Consider the following 15,947-nt stretch of genomic DNA (forward strand, 5'->3'; position numbering starts at 1 on the left):
AAAGAGAGGTAACGAGCGGATTCGAACCGCTGTAGGAGGTTTTGCAGACCTCTACCTAGCCACTCGGTCACGTTACCGGCTTGGGCGGGCAAAGGTACGCAGCGACTTTGACTTGGCCAAGCCTTGGGCGGTAAGTTTTCGGGGGCGGCTTATTGTTTCACCAGCTTCAGGTGCTGGTGCTGGCCCGCGCACTCGGCCGTGAGCACGTACACGCCGGGCGCGCAGGTGGCCAGCGCGGCATTGAGGCGGGCCGTGAGCTCGGGCAGCGCGGCCGGGCCGGTGGCCAGCAGTGGCTGGCCCAGCGCATTGGTAAGGCTGAGGGTGAGGGTAGCGGCCTCGGGCGCGCCCAGCAGCGCCACGGTGCCGGTAGTGGGGTTGGGAAACAAGCTGAGCGCAAGCGCAGTGCCAGCCTCGGCGGGCACGTAGGCGGGGGCGCTGTACTGCACCGCGCCATCGGTATCTACTTGCCGCAGCCGGTAGTAGGCCGCCCCGTAAGCCGCCGCGTCGGTAAAGGAGTAGGGGGCCGCCGCACCCGCGCAGGCCACCGCGCCCAGCGTGTGGAACTGCTGCCCATCGGCCGAGCGCTCGATGTCGAAGCGGGCGCAAGTAGCCTCGGCGGCCGTAGCCCAGCGCACGGCCACGGTGCTGGCGTTGCTACGCCGCGCCCCGAAGCTGATTAGTCGCACGGGCAGCGGCCCACCCGCCGAGCCCACCGCAAACGTGCCAAAGCCACCCACGCCGCTGGCCGTGAGCTGGTAGGGGCCAGGGCCCGTGGCGGCGGGGCCGGCCAGGGCTACCCAGGTGCCGGTGCCGGAGTTGTCGTTGGCATACACCTGCGCACTGGCGCGCTGAAACTGTGCGTTTTCGGCGTTGGCGGGCCACTGCAGCGTCAGGTCGAGCACCGCCCCGGCGGTGGTGGGCGCGATGTCCCAGGCCTGGCCCACGAAGCTGCTGGCCCCGGCGTAGGGCGCGCCGCTGGTGCCGTGCGCCAGCACGCTGCCGAAGGTGCGGACTTTCGCAGCCGTAGTGCTGCCCGTGGTGCGCAGCGCTACCGGGGCGTAGGTGGCGGCCGTGCCCACCGGAAAGCTCACCGCCGCGCCCGTGGCGGGCACCGGCCGCAGCACGTAGCCTTGGGCGGCCGGGTCGTCGCGGGTGAGGAGGTAGCGGCTGGCATCGGCCCCGGCAATGGTGGCCGTGGCCCCGAGCGTCAGCAGCTGGTCGCCGAGGGCCAGGCGGCCGGCGCGCAGCGTCAGCGTGTCGCTCACCGATACGGGGCCGAGCAGCTCCACGTCGGCCGGATTATTAATCCGCAAGCTGCTGAATGTCAAATTGCCGACCAGGCGCTGCGAGGTAGTGCCATTGAGTAGCACCTGCCCTGGCCCGGCCAGCGTGCCCTGGCTGGTGAGGTCGCCGGCCACGCGCAGCACCGTGCCCGCGCCTACCGTCAGGGTCGCGCCGGCCTCAATGGTGAGGTCGCGGGCGGCCAGCGTGCCGGCGCTCAGGCTGGGCATGAGGGCGCTGCCGGCGGGCACCAGCACGTCGGTAGCAGGGGAGGGTAGCACGCCGTTTTCCCAGTTGCGGCAGTCGGTGGGGTCGGGGCTGGCGTTGTTGCCGGTCCAGATGGCTACCTGGTTGAGCGGTGCACCAGCGTTGCGGGTGTCTACGGCGGTGGGCGCGGTGTACGTCACCTTCACAAAGCAGCGCTGCCCGGCGTAGGTGGCGGCGGCGTTCTGCACCTTCAAAGCCAGCCAGCCGGTAGCGGCCGGCGTGTAGGTGCCCACCGCCGAAGTAGTGCCGCTGGCCGCGCTCAGGCGGTTGCCGCGCAGGTCGTAGAGGCCCACGCTGATGCTGCGAGTGTTGGTAGTAAGCTCAGGGTAAAGCTCATACGTGATGCGCTGGCCGGCCTGGGCGTATATTTTGCCCGCCAGCCGGCGGTTGGTCGAGAAGTCGGGCAGGCGGCCGCCCTGGCCCAGGCTCTGGCAGTTGAGGTCGCCGAGGTCGTCGGCCATTTCCCATTCCTGAGTAGTAGTGGTGGCGCGGGGCGGCGCGTAGGCGCTGCCCGCCTGGCCCACGGGCGCCCACACCGAGTAGCCACGGCGGCCCAGCGGCGCGCTGCCGTCGCAGGGCGGCGTGCGGATGGTGACGGTGGCCGTGCCGCCCGGGCCCGCCACTACTGTTTGTACCATACTGCTGGCCCCCGAGTAGTCGATGAGCTGCGTGCCCACGGCAAAATCGGTGGTCACGGTGTTCGTTTGCCAGGCGCTCAGGTTGTCATTGATGCCAATAAGTGCCTTCGCGCTGCGCTCAATCACGAGGTGGTCGGGCGACCTGAGCGGCACCTTATACGCCCCATCCTTGAAGCCCAGATGCTGGTGGCACCACAGCAAGTTCACCAAGTCGTCGCGCACGGGCAGGTCGGCGGCCGAGGTGGGCGCGTGTGTCCAGCGCTTGCCCGTGCCGCCTACGTCAAACAGGTCTTCGAAGAAAATGTGCGGGTTGCCATCCACGGCAAAAGCCACGGCATAGGCCGCCGACAGCCGCACGTCGAACGGGTCGATGTGGGCCGCCAGCTCGTCGCCGGTTTTCCAGTTGGCGGTGTAGTTGCCGGTGGCGCTCAGCAGCGGCCGAAAGGTATCGTGGCTGTTCACAAATGGGGCCGTGCGGTGCACGGAGGTATTGGTAGTGGCGTAGTAAGCCACCCGCTGGTCTTGCTGCTCGCCCGGCATCTGCCCCAGGTTGTAATTGCCACCACTTGCCACCATGTTGTAAATAGCTCCACGCAGCCCAAAATCGAAGGTGCCCATCAGAAAATCCTGGCCGCCGTTCTGGCTTTGCACGCTGGTTGCGTAGCCATCGAGCTCACCTTTGCCGCCCACGTACTCGCCCACGTTGAACATGCCCACGCCGCCGCTGGCCCACAAGGCGTTGTATTTCAGGTTGTAACTAATGTCCTGCTGCACGCCGTAGCTAAAGTGCTTCACCGCATCCCACCGGAAGCCGTCCACGCCGGTTTGCTTTTTCATCCACACCGCCCAGTTGCGGGCCTGCGTCTGGCTGTAGCCAGCGGTTTGGGGCGGGTTATAGGCACTCGGGAAAAGCGAGAGGTAGGCTGGGCTCAGCGGCCCGTAGCCGTCGTTGCCGCCGTCGCCGCCGTAGCAGTAGTCGGGCCCAAACCACGGCGCGGCCATGTCGCCGCTGGTCGTATTGTGGCCCGGCTGCGCGTGAAAGTTGAGGTAGTTTTTGGGCCAGCGGCCGGTGCGCTGCGCGTAGGCCGGGCCACTGTCGCCGGCCTCGGGCACCGGCGAGCCGAAGCTGCTGTAGCGGAAGGTTTTGTAGCCGCTGTTGCTTTGCAGCGAATAAGTAGTTTCGGGGTCTTGCCCGCCCGCGCCAGTATTGGTGCCCGCCCCATCGGTGTGGTTCAGCACCACGTCCTGCACTACCTCAATGCCATTGGCGTGCAGCACGGCCACCATCCGCAAAAACTCGTCTTTCGTGCCCACCCGCGTGCGCGTTGCACCCTTCTGGTACTTGTCGCCGAGGTCGTACTGGTCGAAGGGCGAGTAGCCCACGTCATTGGTGGCGTTCTTATTCTTGGGCGTCGGCGGAATCCAGACCGCATCCACGCCCATCGCCTTCAGGCGCGGGGCCAGCTCGGCCAGGTAGTCGGCCCATTTAAAGGGGTAGTTCGCGTTGTAATAGTCCCACCAGAAGCCTTGTAGCACCACTTTCTTGATGGTAGTCTGTGCACTGACTGCCGGGCTACTCAGGCATAGCCCACTCAGGAGCAACCCAAGAAGATACTTTTTCTTCATGCACTAAATAATAGGAAGGGAAATAAACCATAAATTTAATAAGGTAAACACAACAGAACCTGCCGCAGCGATTACGGCTGTGTCTTTCTATACCGGGGCCATGTGCTGTTCACCGCGTGGCAGTCGGTTAGCAGTTGCCCGCATGGCCGTGGGTGGGTTACTGCCAGCAGGAAGCAGCGCCTCCCGCGCGCAAAAAGCAGCCTGCTCCAGCGGTTTTTAACATTGGTAAAAAGAAGCGCGAAAGGCCGGCCGGACCTTTGCCGCCGTACCTTCTTAACTGCTATGCACTGGTTGCTTTTGATACTGGCCGGACTGGCCGAAGTGGCGTTCACCTTTTGCCTGGGCAAAGCCAGGCTGGCCGCCGGGGTTGAAGCCGGCGGGTGGTACGCGGCCTTCGCGGGCTGCGGTGTGCTGAGCTTTTACCTGCTGAACCTGAGCTTAGCGCACATCCCGTTGGGCACGGCCTACGCCGTCTGGACGGGCATCGGGGCGCTGGGCACGGCCGTGGTCGGCGTCGTGGCCTTCGGCGACCCGCTGACCGGGGCGCGCCTGTTTTTCCTCGTCACGCTCATTGGGTCGGTGTTGGGCTTGAAAGCGGTGTCACACTGAGGGCTGGGCTTATTTCAGCTTGGCCCGCACCCGGCTCAGCGTTACCTGCGTGATGCCCAGGTAAGACGCAATGTGCCCCAGCGCCACGCGTTGTAGCAGGTGCGGGCTGTGGTGCAGCAGGTCGGCGTAGCGCTCCTCGGCGGTGCGAAACTGCCGGGCAATTAGCTGCTGCTCACTCTGCTGCCACACGCGCTCTACCAGCACGCGCCCCCAGTTGGCCAGGTGTACATCGGTGCGGTACAGCTCCTGAAGCGCCCGCATGTTGAGTTGAAACAAACCACTGTCTTCCAGCAGCTCAATCGTTTCGTAGCTCACCGCGCGCTCGGTATAGCCCCTGATGGATACCAGCACCGCACCCGCTTCCGAAAACCAGAACGTCACTTCCCGGTCGGCTCGCCGGGCGTAGGCCCGCGCCAGCCCGTGCTGCATCACGAAGATGTGGTGGGCCAGCGTATCATCCCGAAATAAAACCGTGCCTTTCGGCAATTCCACGTACTCAGCCAGCGCTCGCATCTTATCGAGGGAGGCGGGCGGCAGGGGGTAAGTGGCTTGCAGAATCTCGGAAAACGTCATGCGCCGGAAGATGGCTGCAAGATACCAATTGCTAGTTCGGCGGCTGGGCCGCTCCCTCCGCCTTTACCTTACCTCTAAATTCAATGGAACCCATTATCCTTCAAAAAGCAACCCCGGCCGATGTAAGCCAATTGCAGCAGATTGGCCGCCAGACCTTCGCCGAAACGTTCAAGGCCAGCAATTCCGAACAGAACATGCACGAGTATCTGGAAGCCGGCTTTGCTATCGAAAAGCTGCTAGCCGAACTGCAAGAGCCGCATTCGGCCTTCTACTTTGCCCAGCGGGCGGGCTGCGTTATCGGGTATCTGAAAGTGAATACCGGGCCGGCCCAGACAGAGCCGCAGGCCGAAAACGCCTTGGAAATCGAGCGCATCTACGTGTTGCAGGAATTTCAGGGCCAGCAGGTTGGGCAGCAGCTCTACGAGCAGGCGCTGGCGCTGGCCCGGCAGGCCCAGGCGGCGTATATGTGGCTGGGGGTGTGGGAAGAAAACCCGCGCGCCATCCGCTTTTACCAAAAAAATGGCTTTGTTGCGTTTGGCCAGCACGTGTTCAAGCTCGGGGATGATGAGCAGACTGATATCCTTATGAAACTCGCTTTAAGCTGATAGACATCAGTCATTTACTATGCCCGTCGTGTCCTTTTGTATCAGCTTCGCCACCGCCGCCGACAGCTTGCTCTTCTACCGCTGCTGGAGCGTCTGGTCGATTTTGTGCACCAACCCCTTAATTCAACAAGATAAACACAAAAAAAGCCCCGAACCTCACGGCTCGGGGCTTTTCTGTTACGTCAATTCAACGGATTACGAACCCTGAATCTCGGCGTTGTCGGGCGAGTTGCCGGCCAGCGGCGTGTCCTGACGGGCGCGCAGCTTGTCTTCGCCAGCCTGGCGCTCGGCACCAGCAAGCTGGTCGCGCAGGGCGCTGAGGGCGTCGAGGTCGCCGAGGGTGTTTTTCTCAGCGGGCTTCTTGAGGTCGCTCAGCTTGCCTTCGCCTTGGTTGGCAGCGGGGGCTTTCTTCGCGAACTTCGAGTTGCTGGCGCGGTTGCTTTCGTCTTCTTTGTTGTACACCGCAGTGTGCGACAGCACGATGCGACGGTCATCTTTCGAGAACTCAGTAACGCGGAAGTCCAGCGCTTCGCCGTTTTCGGCGGTCGTGCCGTCCTCTTTCACCAGGCCTTTGGGGTAAGCGAAGCCCTCGATGCCGTAAGGCAGTTCGAGTACCGCGCCACGGTCCGACTTCTCGGTGATGGTAGCCTTGTGTACCGAGCCGGGGGTGAATACCGTCTGGAAGGTATCCCAGGGGTTCTCTTCCAACTGCTTCACACCCAGGGCCAGGCGGCGGGCAGGCATGTCGAGCTCGAGTACTACTACGTCGAGCTTGTCGCCTACTTTCACCACTTCCGAGGGGTGCTTCACTTTCTTGGTCCACGACAGGTCCGACACGTGCACGAGGCCGTCTACACCCTCTTCCAGCTCTACGAACAGGCCGAAGTTGGTGAGGTTGCGAACCGTACCGCTGTGCTTGGTGCCTACGGCAAACTTGTCAGCGAAGTCGCCGCGGGTCCACGGGTCTTCGGTCAACTGCTTGATGCCCAGGCTCATCTTGCGGTCTTCGCGGTCGAGGGTCAGTACTACTGCCTCTACCGTGTCGCCTTGCTTGATGAAGTCCTGCGGGTTGCGCAGGTGCTGGCTCCAGCTCATTTCCGATACGTGGATGAGGCCTTCAACGCCCGGTACCACTTCCATAAACGCGCCGTAGTCGGCTACGTTCACGATGCGGCCCTGAACACGCGAGCCGGGGCCGAGGTCGGCCGGCAGCGAGTCCCACGGGTGGGGCGTCAGTTGCTTCAAGCCCAGCGAAATACGCTTCTTGGCTTCGTCGAAGTCGAGCACAACCACGTTGAGTTTCTGGTCGAGCTGCAGTGCCTCGCTCGGGTGAGCGATGCGGCCCCACGAAATGTCCGTGATGTGCAGCAGACCATCGACACCGCCGAGGTCGATGAACACGCCGAAGTTGGTCATGTTCTTGATGTTGCCTTCCAGAATCTGACCTTTTTCGAGGTTGTTCAGGATGGCTTCGCGCTGCTGCTCGAGGTCCTTCTCAATCAGGACTTTGTGCGAAACAACCACGTTGTCGAAAGCAGCGTTGATTTTCACCACTTTCACTTCCATGCGGCGGCCAACGTAGATGTCGAAGTCGCGGATGGGTTTCACGTCGATTTGCGAGCCGGGGAGGAAAGCTTCTACGCCATCCATCTCCATGATGAGGCCGCCTTTGGTGCGGCGCTTCACCACGCCTTCCAGCACGGTATCATTCTCCAGGGCCGCGTAAATAGCGTTCCAAGCCTGCTTGATTTTAGCTTTCTTACGGCTCAGAATGAGCTGACCGTTAGCGTCTTCCTGGTCTTCGATGAATACGTCAACCTCGTCGCCGATTTTCAGCTCGGGCATGTCGCGGAATTCGCTCAGGGGCACCAGGCCGTCCGATTTGAAGCCGATGTTCAGGATTACATCGCGGTCGGTGATGCCCACCACGGTGCCTTTAATTACCTCTTCTTCCTGAACGGTAGTGAGGGTGTCGCCATACAGCTTTTCCAGCTCGGCGCGCTGCTCGGCGTTGTAGTTACCGCCAAAGCCGCTTGCTCCAACATTGTCCCAGTCGAAGTCGTCAACCAATTCTGCCATGTTACTAGCAGGCTCCTAAACTACTGAACGCCACCGCCGGAACCCAAAGCGGAGCGCATTTTGCGTTGATACCGAAGCTAAAAGCACCGGCCCGCCACCTTGACGGGGCCGCAAAGGTACGGATTTTCAGGCAGTTTTGCTAATTGGTACGCTGCCATTTCTTGGCTTCCAGAATGTCTTGGCGGTATGGTTAAAATATTTTGCCATTATAAAGTCAGCCGCCTCTAATCTGTAAGCCTCAGTTTCTAATTTCCATTCCGCAGGCATTGGAGTTTTAATTTCCATAAGGAGTTTACGGATACTGCTTCTTGCTACAGATGGTTCAAATGGTCCTTTCATAGCCCGAACAATCATTATGGCTACCATCATGGCTTCATTAGGCTCATGCAAGCTCACAATGAAATCTGCGAAAAAAGCAAGGTGTTTTGTGCAATCGTAAGTGGTGAGAGGCCAGAGAAAAAAAGAGCGGCAGGTAGCATTCTCAGGAGCTTTTGCTGCTTTTAGCATCGGACGAATAATTCGGTCGTCTTTAATTGCTTCAAGCACCATCGTAATAAACCACTTCGTGCTTTGGTGCAGGCTCGGTTTCAAGAGCTTTAGCAATGCTGGCACTGCTTGTGGCTTAGGCTTTTTAATGCACTCTTGCACAGCAATGAGTTCAGCGCTAATAATAGGGTCAGCCTCAGCTTCTTCTATCATTTGGCGCAAACGTTCTTTGTGAGTAAGTTTTTGCTTGCTCATAGGTAGATTTAATACTGATTGTAATTACTTTGTTCGTACATTCGTGCTATGCATACCCGTCTTATCCGCGTCGGCAACTCCCAGGGCATCGTGTTGCCTAAGAAGCTACTGCAACAATATCACCTGGCCGGCGAAGTAGACTTGCGCCCTACGCCCGAAGGCCTGCTCATCACGCCAATAATACAGCCCGCCCGCCAGGGCTGGGAAGCCCAGATGCAGGCGGCGCTAGCGGCCGGACAGGAGCCGGAAGGCGAATTGCTGGAAGGCTTTACCGATAGCTCAGAGGACGAATGGCAGTGGTAGCTGCGCCCCAGCGCTTCGAGGTGTGGCTGGTGAACCTGGACCCCACGCAGGGCAGCGAAATCAACAAGACGCGGCCGTGCGTCGTCATCTCGCCCGACGAGTTGAATCGGCATTTGCGCACGGTAACTATTGCGGCGCTCACGAGCAGCCAGCGCGCCTACCCGTCGCGGGTCGATTGCCAGTTTCAGGGCAAAGACGGGCAAGTAGCGCTCGACCATATTCGGTCGGTAGATAAAACGCGGCTGGTGCGTAAGCTGGGCGTTATCTCAACGGTTACGGCTAAGGAAATATGCGACCGGCTAGTGGAGTTATTCCAGTACTAGCTTACAAACAGGTGTTATCGCTGTTTGGTAGAAAATCTCGTTGTAATGGAAAAACTCGTGCTTATCCGCCACGGCGAAAGCCAGTGGAACCTCGAAAACCGCTTCACCGGCTGGGCCGATGTGGACCTGACCGACACCGGCCGCCAGCAAGCACGCCAGGCCGGCCAGATTCTCAAAAAGCACGGCTACACCTTCGACCAGGGCTTTACCTCGGTGCTGCGCCGGGCCATCAAAACGCTTGACTACGTGCTCGATGGAATGGACTGCCTCTGGGTGCCGGTGCAAAAATCGTGGCGGCTCAATGAGCGCTTCTACGGCGCGCTGCAAGGCCTCAACAAGGCCGAAACGGCCGATAAGTACGGCGCCGAGCAGGTGCAGCTGTGGCGGCGCGACCCGCACGCGCTGCCGCCCGCCGTCACGCGCGAAGACCCGCGCTTTCCGGGCCACGACATCCGCTACAAGCACCTCACCGACCGCGAGCTACCCCTCACCGAAAACCTCAGCACGACCCTCGACCGGGTGATGCCCTTCTGGACCGAGCGCATCGTGCGAGCCATGCGCAACCAGCAGAAAGTCATTGTATCGGCCCACGGCAATAGCCTGCGGGCGCTGGTGCAGTACATCGATAAGCTGACGGACGAGGAGGTGATGCAACTCGAAATACCCACCGGCGTGCCGCTGGTGTACGAGCTCGATGATAACCTCAACCGCCTGCGGCACTACTATTTGCAGTGAGTAGGCGCGACCAGCTAGCGCGCTGCTACGGTGCCACCCGCCAGCAGCGGCAGGCCCTGGCGCAGCAACGGCCGCACCTGGGCCAGCGGCAAAAACACCCGTACCTCGCCCTGAGCGTAGGACGCGATGTCGTAGGGCTGGTAAATGAATTCCACGCCGCCCGCCGTCAGAAACACGTTGCGGGTTACGGGCATTTGCTTTACAAATAAGGCCCTGTCGAGCGGCTCGCCGGGCTTGAGGCCCACGAGTGGGCGCACAGCCTGGGCCAGCAGCGCGGGCAGCTGCGCCTGGGCGGCGGGCAGGAAAATGTCGTCGTAGCGCAGGCGGCGGCCGGTGCGCAGGTCGTAGCTCGCGCCGGTGGTCGTGTTCATGCCGTGCGCGCCGCCCGAGTACGAGTACGTGAAAAAGCCCAGGCTCAGCAGGTCGCCGCCCTGGTACAGCACCTGGGTCGAGGTCTGCTCTTCGTAATTGAGCGTGGCCGAGGGGCGCTCGTCGGCGGGCATCGTTTTGACAAGTTCCGCCACCTCATCGCGGTAGCTGGTGAAAAGCGTGTCGCGCTGCTGCCGGAATAGCTTGTCCAGCGCCACCACTGGCGCGCTGGCCAGCGTGTCGCCGCGCAGGTCGCGCAAGAGGCTGTTTTGCAAGGTTTGGCGCACGGCGGCCGGCCCGCCCGTGGGCACCAGCGCCTGCACGTAGAGGCGGGCTTTGGGCGAGGTAGCCGGCTCTTTCGGGTACGCGGCTAGCGAATCGGTGAAACAGCGCACCGCGAAGCCCAGCCCTCCGGCCAGCGCGGCCGGGCGCAGGCGCACGGCCTGCGTGCCCGCGGTGCCGGCCAGCGAGCCATCGGGCTGGCGGCGCAGCCGCCAGGTGGGGGCCTGGCCGGTGGGGCCGGCCCCGTGCTCGGGGCTATAGTCGTTGAGCACCAGGCTGTCGGGGGCGCTGGGCTGGCTGCTGAGCTGGTAGGGGTGGCCGTCGGCACCGTAGTAGCTGCCCTGGCTGCTGGGGCCGTGGGTGTCGTAGCGCGGCTGCGGGGCCGTAACGAGGTGCAGCGTAAGGCTGTCGGCCTGGCCCGCCAGCAGGCCCCGGTACACGCGGTAGGCCGCGCCCGGCGAGTCGGCCACGGGGGGCGCGGTGGCGGGCCGGGCAGCTTGGGGCACATCAGCGGCCTCGGTGGCGGCCGGCTGGCTGGTTTGGCTGTGGCAGGCGGCTAAGCCGAGCAATAGGGCGCAGGCACTCGAAAGGCGTTTCATGGCAGCAAAGGACGGTAATGGCCCGCCACCGGCCGCCTCGTGGCGGCTGGCGCAAGTGAGAAAGCCGGTGTTCTATTATTTGAATGTTAAGCGGCTAAGCCAGGTACTTATAAAATTCGGGCTTCGTTAATCCTTCCTTGAAAGCCCTCCGTAAATGGAACCAGGACTTCTCCTAAACCTCAGCTTTTCCTTCTCAATCATGAATCTCATCAAAGTGGGCCAGGATGCCCAGGGTAAAGACGTCGAGCTGCACTACTGCGACTACGGCCAGGGCGACCCCATCGTGCTCATTCATGGCTGGCCGCTGGCCGCCGCCTCCTGGGAGTACCAGCTGGCCGAGCTGCCCCTGCACGGCAAGCGCGTGGTGGCCTACGACCGCCGCGGTTTCGGCCAGTCGTCCAAGCCCTGGGACGGCTACGACTACGATACCTTGGCCAGCGACCTCAACGCCATCCTCACCGAGCTCGACCTGCAAAACGTGACGCTGGTGGGCTTTTCGATGGGCGGCGGCGAAGTGGCCCGCTACATGAGCCGCTACGATGGGGCCCGCGTGGCTCGCGCCATCTTCGTGAGCGCCGTAACGCCCTACCTGCTCAAAACCGGCGATAACCCCGACGGCGTTGATAAGTCAACCTTCGACGACATCATCGAAAACCTCGGCAAGGACCGCCCCGACTTCCTGGCCTCGTTCGGCAAGAAATTCTACGGCGTGGGTTTGCTGAGCAAGCCCGTAAGCCAGGCTACCCTCGACTGGAGCCAGAACATGGCCCTCATGGCTTCGCCCCGCGCCACCACGGCCTGCGTAAAAGCCTGGAGCGAAACCGACTTCCGCGCCGACCTCGCCACCATTAAGGTGCCGACGCTTTTCATCCACGGCAGCTCCGACGAAACCGTGCCGCTGGCCAACAGCGCCGAGCAAGCCGTGAAGCACGTGCCCAACGCCCAGCTGGTCGTGTACGACGGCGAGCCCCACGGCCTCAACGTAACGGCCAAGGACCGCCTCAACCGCGACATTCTGACCTTTGTGAACGGCCAGGCCGTGCAGGAAGACTTCGACAACGGCGAGATTGAGGCCCAACCCATCCGCAGCGAAAACGAGTAGCGTTGCCCGTTGCGCGGACCTTGTAGTCCGCGTGCGTGAGCGTGCAGCCGAACGCGGACTACAAAGTCCGCGCAACTGCCAACAAAAAACGCCCCGCTGACCAGCGGGGCGTTTTTTATTAATGAAAACTTAGCCCAGGTAAGCGTGCCAGGTTTTATCCAGCGTGCCGGCCGAGAGCTTCAAAAAGCTCGTGAGACTGGGCTTTTTGGGCTGCGTGCGCAGGGGCATGCCGGCCTCCGAGGGCGTGCGCTGGCCCTTGGCGTGGTTGCAGCGCGAGCAGGCGGCCACGAGGTTGGTCCAGCCCGAGTCGCCGCCGCGCGAGCGGGGCATCACGTGGTCGAGGGTCAGGTTTTTGGTCGAGCCGCAATACTGGCATTCACCCTGGTCGCGCTTAAAGATGTTGTGGCGGCTGAGGGCAATGCCCTTGTAGGGCACGCGCACGTAGCGCGCCAGGCGGATGATGCTGGGTTTGGGAAACGCCTGCGAGATGGTTCGCATCACGCCATTCTCCGACTTAGCCACCATCTCAGCTTTATCCAGAAATAAAAGCACGAAGGCTTTTTGTACGCTGCATAAGGTAATGGCGGTGTAGTCGCCATTTAGTACAAGCACTTTTTGGTCCATATACGGTAGGCGAAAACTATGTAGCTGCAAGCTACTAGATACCAACCGCATAAACAAGGCCCCGCCGGGGAAGATTCCACCGGCGGGGCCTTGTTTGTTGAGCTAATTTTTGGGGGCCGTGCTAAGCGCCGCGGCGGGCTACCAGGCCCGCCCAACTTTAGTCAATAGTATGAAACAGCCGGCCCCAGCGCACCTTGTGCCAGAAGTTGGCGTAGGGGTCGATGGACAGCCAGATGAGCGAGGCTTTACCCACGATGTGGTCTTCGGGCACGAAGCCCCAGAAGCGCGAATCCTCCGAGTTGTGGCGGTTGTCGCCCATCATGAAGTAATAATTCTGCTTGAGGGTATAGCTGGTCAGCGGCTGGCCGTTTTGCAGAATCAGGCCGGTCTTGTTGTCCCAGGTGATGTTCTGGTTGTGCTCGTACTGGCTCACGATTTTATAGTAAATCGCCGAGTTTTCGGGCGTCAGCGCAATGGTCTGGCCCTTTTTGGGCACCGGCAGCGGGCCGTAGTTGTCGAGCTGCCAGCCGCGGATGTTGTGGCTCACAGCGTTGTTATCCACCTTAAAATCCACGAGGTCAGGGAAAAGCTGGGTCGGCTGCGTGTACACCACGATGCTCTTGCAGTAGGGCTGCTTTTGCAGGTAGGCGTAGGTTTCGGCCGTGCAGCTGAAAATATAGCCGGTTTTGCCCTTGCCACCGGCCGAGTCGGCCGGGATGGTCACCACGCTCGGCCGGCCATCGGGCGAGGGCGAGCTGTCAACGGTCGAGTTGTACTCCACGATGCCGTGGTCGTGCAAGTCCTGCTGCACGGCGTCGTCGGGCGAGTCGACCTGCATAAAGTAGGTAGTCTCGGGCTGGCCCGCTACTACGCCCGGCTGGCCGTTCAAGAACACCTGGCCCTGGCGGATTTCCAGCGTGTCGCCGGCCACCGCGATGCAGCGCTTGATGTAGTTGGTGCGCAGGTCGGCCGGAAACTGCGTTTCGTGCGGCACGTGAAACACCACCACGTCGTTGCGCTTGATGGAGCTGAAGCCCGGGAAGCGGTACGTGGGCAGCTGAATGGCGTCGGAGTAGCTCTTGATGTTGAGAATCGGGATGGTCTGGTGCGTGAGCGGCACCTGCAAGGGCGTCTGGGGCGTAATCGGCCCGTAGTGCAACTTGCTTACAAACAGGTAGTCGCCCACCAGCAGCGAGTTTTCCATGCTGGGCGACGGGATGGTGTACGCCTCAAACGTGGCCCAGCGGATGAGCGTGGCCGCCACAATGGCAAACACCAGCGAGTCGGTCCACTCGCGCGATTTGCTCTTGGGCGGGGCGGGCGGGGCAGAAGGGTCGTTTTTGCGAAAGAGCATGAAACAGAGTGCCAGGCAGGGCTGGCCAGTAAATTATCTGGCAAAGAAACAACGACAAACGAGTTGTTGGGCAGGTGCGCTGCTATCATCTGTCCTTGCGAGCGCAGCGAAGCAATCGCACCCGAGCGGAACCCGAACAACTCGTCCTGATGCGATTGCTTCGCTGCGCTCGCAAGGACAGGCGTTTATTTAAGGCCGCTTCCCCCCTACCAGCGCCTGCTTATAAAGCCCCAGCGCCGACAGCGTAGGATTCAGCCGCGAGGAGGTGATGCGCAGCCGCACCCGCTGCGCTCGCAGCGGGGCAAACGTGAGGATGCGCTTGTAGCCGACGGTGGTGCCCGATACCACCGGTAGCCACTGCACGCCGCGCTGATACTCCAGCACGAAGCGTTCAATGCGCTGCCCCACGGCGATATTTTCCTGCAACAGCACGGTGTCAAACGTCTGCGGCGCGGGCAGCGCGAAGGTCAGCGTGGCCGTGGTATCGCGGCCGGTGGTGGTCCAGTACGTGGCGTAGTTGGCATCGAGCAAGGTCTTGGCCTGCTGGGCGTTGGGGCCGCTGACCTGGGCGGCGGCCAGCAGGTTGGTGGCATAGGTTTTGGCGAGCGCCTGCCGGAAGCCCGTCAGGCTGGCAACGTCGGGCGGGCTGAGCAGGCCCTGCTGGTTGGGCGGAATATTGAGCAGCAGCACGCCGTTGCGCCCCACCGAGCTGTGGTAAATGTCGACCAGCTGCGCCGGCGTTTTCACTTGCGCGTCTTCGGCGGGGTGGTAAAACCAGCCCGGCCGGATGGACACGTCCACTTCGGCCGGATACCACACCAGGGCGGGTGCGGTACGGATTTTGGCGCGGCTGCCCAGGTCGTTGTCCATCATGTTCTTGGGCGCGAAGCTGACTTCTTTTTGCGACGCGGCCGCCACTTTGTCTTGCTGCTGGCTGTCGAGCGGCACCACGCTCCACTCGGTTTCGCGGCCCTGGCCCGATTCGGTGCCCACCCAGCGCACATCGGGCCCCATCACGGCGATGGTGGCCGCGGGCTGAAGCCGCCGAATCAGCGCGTACCAGCGGTTGAAGTCGTAAACCTGCTTTTTGCCGGTGGGGCCTTCGCCGTTCGCCCCATCAAACCACACCTCATCGACGCGGCCGTAGTTGCTGAGCAGCTCCGTTAATTGATTAACAAAGTAGTCGTTATACTTGGCCGAGTCGCCAAAAAAGGGCGAGTTTCTATCCCACGGCGAGAGGTACACGCCGAAGCCCAGACCCTGCGCCCGGCAGGCCGCCGCCACCTCCCGCACCACATCGCCCCGGCCGTTTTTCCAGGGGCTATTTTTCACCGAGTGCGCGGTGTAGGCCGAGGGCCACAAGCAGAAGCCATCGTGGTGCTTGGCCGTGAGAATCACTTGCTTGATGCCGCCCGCCTTGCACGCCCGCACCCACTGGCTGGCATCGAGCGCGGTGGGGTTGAACAGTGCCGGGCTTTCCGTGCCATCGCCCCATTCCTTATTAGTAAACGTATTGATGCCGAAGTGAATAAAGCCCGTCAGCTCCAGCTGCTGCCAGCGCAGCTGCCGCGCCGACGGCGTGACCGTAGCCGCCCGTCGCACCGCCGCCGCCGCCGAGCTACCAGCCGGAATCTGCACGTAGTTCGTGGCCGAATACAGCTGCGCCAAGCCCGCGTGCGGCCCCAGCAGCCCCAGGCCGCAGCCTAGTAGCAGCGGCTTTTGCGCCAGCTGGCGCAGGCAGTTAGGCAGGTGTCTTTTCACGGGAGAAAGGGCTGCAAATAGTGCTGGTGTGTTTAGATTTTGAAATTCGAGTCATGCAGAGCGCAGCGAAGCATCT

General features: G+C 61.9%; 14 protein-coding genes and 1 tRNA gene. 6 read left to right on the top strand and 9 right to left on the bottom strand.

The annotated features are described in order from the left end of the window. Nucleotides 1-6: 6 nt before the first annotated feature. Nucleotides 7-77 (bottom strand) — tRNA-Cys (locus VFO93_RS16860). Between the two features lie 72 nt (nt 78-149). Beyond that, a complete protein-coding gene (locus tag VFO93_RS16865; RefSeq protein WP_325135544.1) occupies nt 150-3,812 on the bottom strand; it encodes an alpha-amylase family glycosyl hydrolase in 3,663 nt (1,220 codons plus the stop codon). Nucleotides 3,813-4,094: 282 nt separating this feature from the next. Between VFO93_RS16865 and VFO93_RS16870 the strand changes: the two genes are divergently transcribed. Then, nucleotides 4,095-4,421, top strand: coding sequence for a multidrug efflux SMR transporter (locus VFO93_RS16870; protein WP_325135545.1), 327 nt, complete (start codon nt 4,095-4,097; stop codon nt 4,419-4,421). Nucleotides 4,422-4,430: 9 nt separating this feature from the next. On the opposite strand, the gene VFO93_RS16875 is transcribed toward VFO93_RS16870, so the two are convergent. Next, nucleotides 4,431-4,994: a Crp/Fnr family transcriptional regulator gene (locus VFO93_RS16875; protein ID WP_325135546.1), complete on the bottom strand. Its 564-nt coding sequence runs from the start codon at nt 4,992-4,994 to the stop codon at nt 4,431-4,433. Between the two features lie 83 nt (nt 4,995-5,077). Between VFO93_RS16875 and VFO93_RS16880 the strand changes: the two genes are divergently transcribed. Further along, entirely contained in the window at nt 5,078-5,599 is a 522-nt protein-coding gene (locus tag VFO93_RS16880; protein WP_325135547.1) for an N-acetyltransferase, read from the top strand. Nucleotides 5,600-5,794: 195 nt separating this feature from the next. On the opposite strand, the gene rpsA is transcribed toward VFO93_RS16880, so the two are convergent. Both rpsA and VFO93_RS16890 read right to left on the bottom strand, forming a co-directional pair. Beyond that, the gene (gene rpsA, locus VFO93_RS16885; protein ID WP_325135548.1) at nt 5,795-7,678 is read right to left on the bottom strand and encodes a 30S ribosomal protein S1; all 1,884 of its coding nucleotides are present in this window, start codon (nt 7,676-7,678) and stop codon (nt 5,795-5,797) included. A 126-nt stretch (nt 7,679-7,804) separates the two neighbouring features. Next, nucleotides 7,805-8,419, bottom strand: a complete 615-nt coding sequence (locus tag VFO93_RS16890) for a hypothetical protein (RefSeq protein ID WP_325135549.1) — start codon at nt 8,417-8,419, stop codon at nt 7,805-7,807. Between the two features lie 48 nt (nt 8,420-8,467). Between VFO93_RS16890 and VFO93_RS16895 the strand changes: the two genes are divergently transcribed. The 3 genes from VFO93_RS16895 to gpmA are packed head-to-tail and all read left to right on the top strand — an operon-like array spanning nt 8,468 to nt 9,780. Further along, nucleotides 8,468-8,722, top strand: a complete 255-nt coding sequence (locus VFO93_RS16895) for a hypothetical protein (protein WP_325135550.1) — start codon at nt 8,468-8,470, stop codon at nt 8,720-8,722. Continuing rightward, nucleotides 8,710-9,045 (top strand): type II toxin-antitoxin system PemK/MazF family toxin, encoded by a 336-nt coding sequence (locus tag VFO93_RS16900; protein WP_325135551.1) that lies wholly within the window; start codon nt 8,710-8,712, stop codon nt 9,043-9,045. Before VFO93_RS16895 ends, VFO93_RS16900 begins: the two co-directional genes overlap by 13 nt. Before the next feature lie 45 nt (nt 9,046-9,090). Next, nucleotides 9,091-9,780, top strand: a complete 690-nt coding sequence (gene gpmA / locus VFO93_RS16905; protein ID WP_325135552.1) for a 2,3-diphosphoglycerate-dependent phosphoglycerate mutase — start codon at nt 9,091-9,093, stop codon at nt 9,778-9,780. A gap of 14 nt (nt 9,781-9,794) precedes the next feature. Here the strand turns inward: gpmA and VFO93_RS16910 are convergent, their stop codons facing one another. Next, nucleotides 9,795-11,030 carry a DUF3298 and DUF4163 domain-containing protein gene (locus VFO93_RS16910; protein ID WP_325135553.1) on the bottom strand — a complete coding sequence of 412 codons (1,236 nt, stop codon included), beginning with the start codon at nt 11,028-11,030 and terminating at the stop codon, nt 9,795-9,797. 199 nt (nt 11,031-11,229) lie between these two features. Between VFO93_RS16910 and VFO93_RS16915 the strand changes: the two genes are divergently transcribed. Beyond that, nucleotides 11,230-12,132: an alpha/beta hydrolase gene (locus VFO93_RS16915; protein ID WP_325135554.1), complete on the top strand. Its 903-nt coding sequence runs from the start codon at nt 11,230-11,232 to the stop codon at nt 12,130-12,132. A gap of 129 nt (nt 12,133-12,261) precedes the next feature. Here VFO93_RS16915 and VFO93_RS16920 read toward each other — a convergent pair whose 3' ends face one another. The 3 genes from VFO93_RS16920 to VFO93_RS16930 all read right to left on the bottom strand — a co-directional run bounded on the left by VFO93_RS16920 (nt 12,262) and on the right by VFO93_RS16930 (nt 15,871). Beyond that, nucleotides 12,262-12,756: an HNH endonuclease gene (locus VFO93_RS16920; RefSeq protein WP_325135556.1), complete on the bottom strand. Its 495-nt coding sequence runs from the start codon at nt 12,754-12,756 to the stop codon at nt 12,262-12,264. Between the two features lie 157 nt (nt 12,757-12,913). Beyond that, nucleotides 12,914-14,110 carry a signal peptidase I gene (gene lepB / locus VFO93_RS16925; RefSeq protein WP_325135557.1) on the bottom strand — a complete coding sequence of 399 codons (1,197 nt, stop codon included), beginning with the start codon at nt 14,108-14,110 and terminating at the stop codon, nt 12,914-12,916. Between the two features lie 189 nt (nt 14,111-14,299). After that, nucleotides 14,300-15,871 carry an alpha-L-fucosidase gene (locus tag VFO93_RS16930; protein WP_325135558.1) on the bottom strand — a complete coding sequence of 524 codons (1,572 nt, stop codon included), beginning with the start codon at nt 15,869-15,871 and terminating at the stop codon, nt 14,300-14,302. Between the last annotated feature and the right edge of the window lie 76 nt (nt 15,872-15,947).

The organism is Hymenobacter sp., from assembly GCF_035709525.1.
Taxonomy (GTDB): domain Bacteria; phylum Bacteroidota; class Bacteroidia; order Cytophagales; family Hymenobacteraceae; genus Hymenobacter.

Coding starts and splice junctions, on each gene's coding strand:
- VFO93_RS16865 (WP_325135544.1), bottom strand. CDS start 3,812: ATGAAGAAAAAGTATCTTCTTGGGTTGCTCCTGAGTGGGCTATGCCTG.
- VFO93_RS16870 (WP_325135545.1), top strand. CDS start 4,095: ATGCACTGGTTGCTTTTGATACTGGCCGGACTGGCCGAAGTGGCGTTC.
- VFO93_RS16875 (WP_325135546.1), bottom strand. CDS start 4,994: ATGACGTTTTCCGAGATTCTGCAAGCCACTTACCCCCTGCCGCCCGCC.
- VFO93_RS16880 (WP_325135547.1), top strand. CDS start 5,078: ATGGAACCCATTATCCTTCAAAAAGCAACCCCGGCCGATGTAAGCCAA.
- rpsA (WP_325135548.1), bottom strand. CDS start 7,678: ATGGCAGAATTGGTTGACGACTTCGACTGGGACAATGTTGGAGCAAGC.
- VFO93_RS16890 (WP_325135549.1), bottom strand. CDS start 8,419: ATGAGCAAGCAAAAACTTACTCACAAAGAACGTTTGCGCCAAATGATA.
- VFO93_RS16895 (WP_325135550.1), top strand. CDS start 8,468: ATGCATACCCGTCTTATCCGCGTCGGCAACTCCCAGGGCATCGTGTTG.
- VFO93_RS16900 (WP_325135551.1), top strand. CDS start 8,710: ATGGCAGTGGTAGCTGCGCCCCAGCGCTTCGAGGTGTGGCTGGTGAAC.
- gpmA (WP_325135552.1), top strand. CDS start 9,091: ATGGAAAAACTCGTGCTTATCCGCCACGGCGAAAGCCAGTGGAACCTC.
- VFO93_RS16910 (WP_325135553.1), bottom strand. CDS start 11,030: ATGAAACGCCTTTCGAGTGCCTGCGCCCTATTGCTCGGCTTAGCCGCC.
- VFO93_RS16915 (WP_325135554.1), top strand. CDS start 11,230: ATGAATCTCATCAAAGTGGGCCAGGATGCCCAGGGTAAAGACGTCGAG.
- VFO93_RS16920 (WP_325135556.1), bottom strand. CDS start 12,756: ATGGACCAAAAAGTGCTTGTACTAAATGGCGACTACACCGCCATTACC.
- lepB (WP_325135557.1), bottom strand. CDS start 14,110: ATGCTCTTTCGCAAAAACGACCCTTCTGCCCCGCCCGCCCCGCCCAAG.